The 5,740-nt window shown below is 45.2% G+C and carries 2 tRNA genes and 3 rRNA genes; all 5 read left to right on the top strand.

What is annotated here, in order from left to right:
• Positions 1 to 556: 556 nt before the first annotated feature.
• The 5 genes from E5D58_RS14880 to rrf all read left to right on the top strand — a co-directional run bounded on the left by E5D58_RS14880 (position 557) and on the right by rrf (position 5,702).
• A 16S ribosomal RNA gene (locus E5D58_RS14880) occupies positions 557 to 2,078 on the top strand.
• Between the two features lie 158 nt (positions 2,079 to 2,236).
• Positions 2,237 to 2,310: transfer RNA gene (locus E5D58_RS14875), tRNA-Ile, on the top strand.
• Positions 2,311 to 2,419: 109 nt separating this feature from the next.
• Positions 2,420 to 2,493 (top strand) — tRNA-Ala (locus E5D58_RS14870).
• 177 nt (positions 2,494 to 2,670) lie between these two features.
• Positions 2,671 to 5,491: ribosomal RNA gene (locus tag E5D58_RS14865) — 23S ribosomal RNA — on the top strand.
• Positions 5,492 to 5,594: 103 nt separating this feature from the next.
• Positions 5,595 to 5,702: ribosomal RNA gene (gene rrf, locus E5D58_RS14860) — 5S ribosomal RNA — on the top strand.
• Together the 16S, 23S and 5S rRNA genes with 2 tRNA genes alongside form the textbook arrangement of a ribosomal RNA operon.
• Positions 5,703 to 5,740: the final 38 nt, after the last annotated feature.

Genomic DNA, 5,740 nt, shown 5'->3' with positions numbered 1-5,740 from the left:
AAAAAAGTTGTATTGTAACTATCTTGAAACAAAAGAGTTAAGGTTTGAACTAAAAAAACATAAAAAAAAGGCATAAAAAAGTTTGTTGCTAAGGAATAAAAGGTGGTATATTTGCAGCCGCTAAAAACGGCAGTAAAGTTGTTTAAAAAGCGTTAAGTTCATAGACATTTTTTTGGTTAAAAAAAGGGGTTAAAAAAACTTTAAAAAATTTCAAAAAAGTCATTGTTAGGATAAAAAAGGGTTGTATGTTTGCATCCGCTAAAAACGGCAGTAGTTGTTTAAGGCAAAAGTTCATAGGGATGATGGTTTTGAGATTTAAAAAGAGTTAGAAAAAACTTTTAAAAAAAATATCAAAAAACATTGTGGAATAAAAAAAGGGTTTTATATTTGCACCCGCTTAGCAAGGAAACAAGTTAAGTAAACAAAGAAAAAAGTTCATAAACATATTGAATTGACAGCGTAAGATCGCCACTAGAAATGGTGGGGATCAACAAAGAGAATAGACCATTTTGAGTACTAGAGATTCTAATTAGTTGTTAAAATTATTTACAATTTAACGATGAAGAGTTTGATCCTGGCTCAGGATGAACGCTAGCGGCAGGCCTAACACATGCAAGTCGAGGGGTAACAGAGAGAAGCTTGCTTCTTTGCTGACGACCGGCGCACGGGTGCGTAACGCGTATACAATCTACCTTGTACTGGAGAATAGCCCAGAGAAATTTGGATTAATGCTCCATAGTATGTTAATCTCGCATGGGGATAACATTAAAGGTTACGGTACAAGATGAGTATGCGTCCTATTAGCTAGATGGTGTGGTAACGGCATACCATGGCAACGATAGGTAGGGGCCCTGAGAGGGGGATCCCCCACACTGGTACTGAGACACGGACCAGACTCCTACGGGAGGCAGCAGTGAGGAATATTGGACAATGGAGGCAACTCTGATCCAGCCATGCCGCGTGCAGGAAGACTGCCCTATGGGTTGTAAACTGCTTTTATACAGGAAGAAACCGCTCTACGTGTAGAGCTCTGACGGTACTGTAAGAATAAGGATCGGCTAACTCCGTGCCAGCAGCCGCGGTAATACGGAGGATCCAAGCGTTATCCGGAATCATTGGGTTTAAAGGGTCCGTAGGTGGATAATTAAGTCAGAGGTGAAAGTTTGCAGCTTAACTGTAAAATTGCCTTTGATACTGGTTATCTTGAATCATTATGAAGTGGTTAGAATATGTAGTGTAGCGGTGAAATGCATAGATATTACATAGAATACCAATTGCGAAGGCAGATCACTAATAATGTATTGACACTGATGGACGAAAGCGTAGGTAGCGAACGGGATTAGATACCCCGGTAGTCTACGCCGTAAACGATGGATACTAGCTGTTGGGCTTCGGCTCAGTGGCTAAGCGAAAGTGATAAGTATCCCACCTGGGGAGTACGTTCGCAAGAATGAAACTCAAAGGAATTGACGGGGGCCCGCACAAGCGGTGGAGCATGTGGTTTAATTCGATGATACGCGAGGAACCTTACCAGGGCTTAAATGTAAGTTGCATGATTTAGAGATAGATCTTTCTTCGGACTACTTACAAGGTGCTGCATGGTTGTCGTCAGCTCGTGCCGTGAGGTGTCAGGTTAAGTCCTATAACGAGCGCAACCCCTGTTGTTAGTTGCCAGCATGTAAAGATGGGAACTCTAACAAGACTGCCGGTGCAAACCGTGAGGAAGGTGGGGATGACGTCAAATCATCACGGCCCTTACGTCCTGGGCTACACACGTGCTACAATGGTAGGGACAGAGAGCAGCCACGTCGCGAGGCGGAGCGAATCTATAAACCCTATCACAGTTCGGATCGGAGTCTGCAACTCGACTCCGTGAAGCTGGAATCGCTAGTAATCGCATATCAGCCATGATGCGGTGAATACGTTCCCGGGCCTTGTACACACCGCCCGTCAAGCCATGGAAGCTGGGAGTGCCTGAAGTCCGTCACCGCAAGGAGCGGCCTAGGGTAAAATCGGTAACTAGGGCTAAGTCGTAACAAGGTAGCCGTACCGGAAGGTGCGGCTGGAACACCTCCTTTCTAGAGAAAGACGACTAATAGTATCAATAAAAACTAAGAAAAGAATAGTTTATTCTCATTGCTGTTAATTTAAAAATAAAGAGATTAGATTCTAGAGCCAAGAGCCTAGACATTTAAGTCTAGATTCTAGTATCTAATATCTAGTATCTCAAGAAAACAGTCTCATAGCTCAGCTGGTTAGAGCGCTACACTGATAATGTAGAGGTCGGCAGTTCGAGTCTGCCTGAGACTACAGATTAAGACTTTAGGTCTTAAACGTTCATTACATATTGAAAGGAAATTTTAGAAGTTGAGTTGAAATCAACAACGTTAGTAGATTCAGCAATCTGAATTTTCGTAACGGGGGATTAGCTCAGCTGGCTAGAGCGCTTGCCTTGCACGCAAGAGGTCATCGGTTCGACTCCGATATTCTCCACGATTCCGCGAAGCGGAAAGAAGTTCATTGACATATTGAAAAAAGATACATGAAAATTAAACGAAAGTTTAATTAAAATAATTCCGATTAATTAGAATCACGCGAGCGATATCTAATTAATCAGTTATCAATAAGCGCTAGTTTATTGATAATAACTCATTAAAAAAGCAAAAAGTACAATAAGCTAAATAAGGGCGTATGGGGAATGCCTAGGCTCTCAGAGGCGAAGAAGGACGTGATAAGCTGCGAAAAGCTGCGGGGATCGGCACACACGATTTGATCCGCAGATATCCGAATGGGGCAACCCAGCATATTGAAGATATGTTATCCGCAAGGAGGCGAACCCGGAGAACTGAAACATCTAAGTACCCGGAGGAGAAGAAAACAAAAGTGATTCCGTTAGTAGTGGCGAGCGAACGCGGATTAGCCCAAACCAAAGTTGTTACGGCAATTTTGGGGTTGTAGGACCACGACATTTGAGTCATAATGAATTAGAACTGTTTGGAAAGACAGGCCATAGACGGTGATAGCCCGGTATAAGTAAAGAGTGATAAGATAGTGGTATCCTGAGTAGTGCGGGGCACGTGTAACCCTGTATGAATTTGTCGGGACCATCCGATAAGGCTAAATACTCCTGAGAGACCGATAGTGAACTAGTACCGTGAGGGAAAGGTGAAAAGAACCCTGAATAAGGGAGTGAAATAGAACCTGAAACCATACGCTTACAAGCGGTCGGAGCACGTTTACGTGTGACGGCGTGCCTTTTGCATAATGAGCCTACGAGTTACCGTTTCTAGCAAGGTTAAGCACTTCAGGTGCGGATCCGTAGCGAAAGCGAGTCTGAATAGGGCGCTTAGTTAGTAGTGGTAGACGCGAAACCGTGTGATCTACCCATGGGCAGGTTGAAGCTGTAGTAACATACAGTGGAGGACCGAACCGGTTGACGTTGAAAAGTCTTCGGATGACCTGTGGGTAGGGGTGAAAGGCCAATCAAACTCGGAAATAGCTCGTACTCCCCGAAATGCATTTAGGTGCAGCGTTGATTATAGTTTTATAGAGGTAGAGCTACTGATTGGATGCGGGGGCTTCACCGCCTACCAATTCCTGACAAACTCCGAATGCTATAAAATGTTTATCAGCAGTGAGGGCATGGGTGCTAAGGTCCATGTCCGAGAGGGAAAGAACCCAGACCATCAGCTAAGGTCCCCAAATGTATGTTAAGTTGAAAAAACGAGGTGAAATTGCTTTGACAGCTAGGATGTTGGCTTGGAAGCAGCCATTCATTTAAAGAGTGCGTAACAGCTCACTAGTCGAGCGATTTTGCATGGATAATAATCGGGCATAAACATACTACCGAAGCTATGGCATCGATAAGATGGGTAGGGGAGCATTGTAGTGTCGTCGAAGGTGAACTGTGAGGTTTGCTGGAGAAGCTACAAAAGAAAATGTAGGCATAAGTAACGATAATGCGGGCGAGAAACCCGCACTCCGAAAGACTAAGGTTTCCTCAGCTATGCTAATCAGCTGAGGGTTAGTCGGGACCTAACGCGAACCCGAAAGGGGTAGTGGATGGACAACAGGTTAATATTCCTGTACCTGCTCTTACTAAAAGTGACGGAGGCGTATATTTGGTGCGTGCTGACGGAATAGCACGTTGAAGCCAGTGGTAACACGGCGATAGTACACTAAGACTTCGGTTGCGGTGATAATCCAGAGAAGCGACTTCCAAGAAAAGCGAAAGAAGCAGCCCGTACCCTAAACCGACACAGGTAGTTGGGATGAGAATTCTAAGGAGCTCGAGAGATTCATGGCTAAGGAATTAGGCAAAATAGACTCGTAACTTCGGGAGAAGAGTCGCCACCCTTCGGGGTGGCCGCAGTGAAAAGGTCCAGGCGACTGTTTATCAAAAACACAGGGCTATGCTAAAACGAAAGTTGATGTATATGGCCTGACACCTGCCCGGTGCTGGAAGGTTAAGTGGAGGGTTTAGCTTCGGCGAAGATCTCAAATGAAGCCCCAGTAAACGGCGGCCGTAACTATAACGGTCCTAAGGTAGCGAAATTCCTTGTCGGGTAAGTTCCGACCTGCACGAATGGTGCAACGATCTGGACACTGTCTCAGCCATGAGCTCGGTGAAATTGTAGTATCGGTGAAGATGCCGATTACCCGCTGTGGGACGAAAAGACCCCGTGCACCTTTACTATAGCTTAGTATTGGTTTTGGATAAGTAATGTGTAGGATAGGTGGGAGACTTTGAAGTGGCGTCGCTAGGCGTTGTGGAGTCATTGTTGAAATACCACCCTTTGCTTATCTAGAGTCTAACTTTCATTTGAAAGGACAGTGCTTGGTGGGTAGTTTGACTGGGGTGGTCGCCTCCAAAAGAGTAACGGAGGCTTCTAAAGGTTCCCTCAGCACGCTTGGTAACCGTGCGTAGAGTGCAATGGCATAAGGGAGCTTGACTGAGAGACCTACAAGTCGATCAGGTACGAAAGTAGAGCATAGTGATCCGGTGGTTCCGCATGGAAGGGCCATCGCTCAAAGGATAAAAGGTACGCCGGGGATAACAGGCTGATCTCCCCCAAGAGCTCACATCGACGGGGGGGTTTGGCACCTCGATGTCGGCTCGTCACATCCTGGGGCTGGAGAAGGTCCCAAGGGTTGGGCTGTTCGCCCATTAAAGTGGCACGCGAGCTGGGTTCAGAACGTCGTGAGACAGTTCGGTCTCTATCTACAGTGGGCGTTAGAAATTTGAGTGGATCTGACTCTAGTACGAGAGGACCGAGTTGGACTAACCTCTGGTGTATCAGTTGTCGCGCCAGCGGCATTGCTGAGTAGCTACGTTGGGAAGGGATAAGCGCTGAAAGCATATAAGCGCGAAACCCACCACAAGATGAGATTTCTTTAAAGGGTCGTGGGAGATGACCACGTTGATAGGCTATAGGTGTAAAGGCAGTAATGTCATAGCCGAGTAGTACTAATAACCCATAGGCTTATTGTACGCCTGTTTTTTTAAAAGAGTACAACACAGAATTATATATCATGTTCTTATTTTCAATATGTTAACTTATTAGATCCTGAAATAAGTGTTCAGGACAAAGACTTAAGGTGGTTATAGCGATGGGGCTCACCTCTTACCATTCCGAACAGAGAAGTTAAGCCCATTAGCGCCGATGGTACTACACTTGTGGAAGAGTAGGTCGCTGCCTTTTTTGAATCCTCAATCTAAGCTAGATTGAGGATTTTTTTT

This window comes from Cognatitamlana onchidii, assembly GCF_004804355.1.
In the GTDB taxonomy this organism is placed as follows: Bacteria; Bacteroidota; Bacteroidia; order Flavobacteriales; family Flavobacteriaceae; genus Cognatitamlana; species Cognatitamlana onchidii.
The sequence above is the reverse complement of the archived record's forward strand: the minus strand, read 5'-3'. Positions and strand labels throughout refer to the sequence as shown.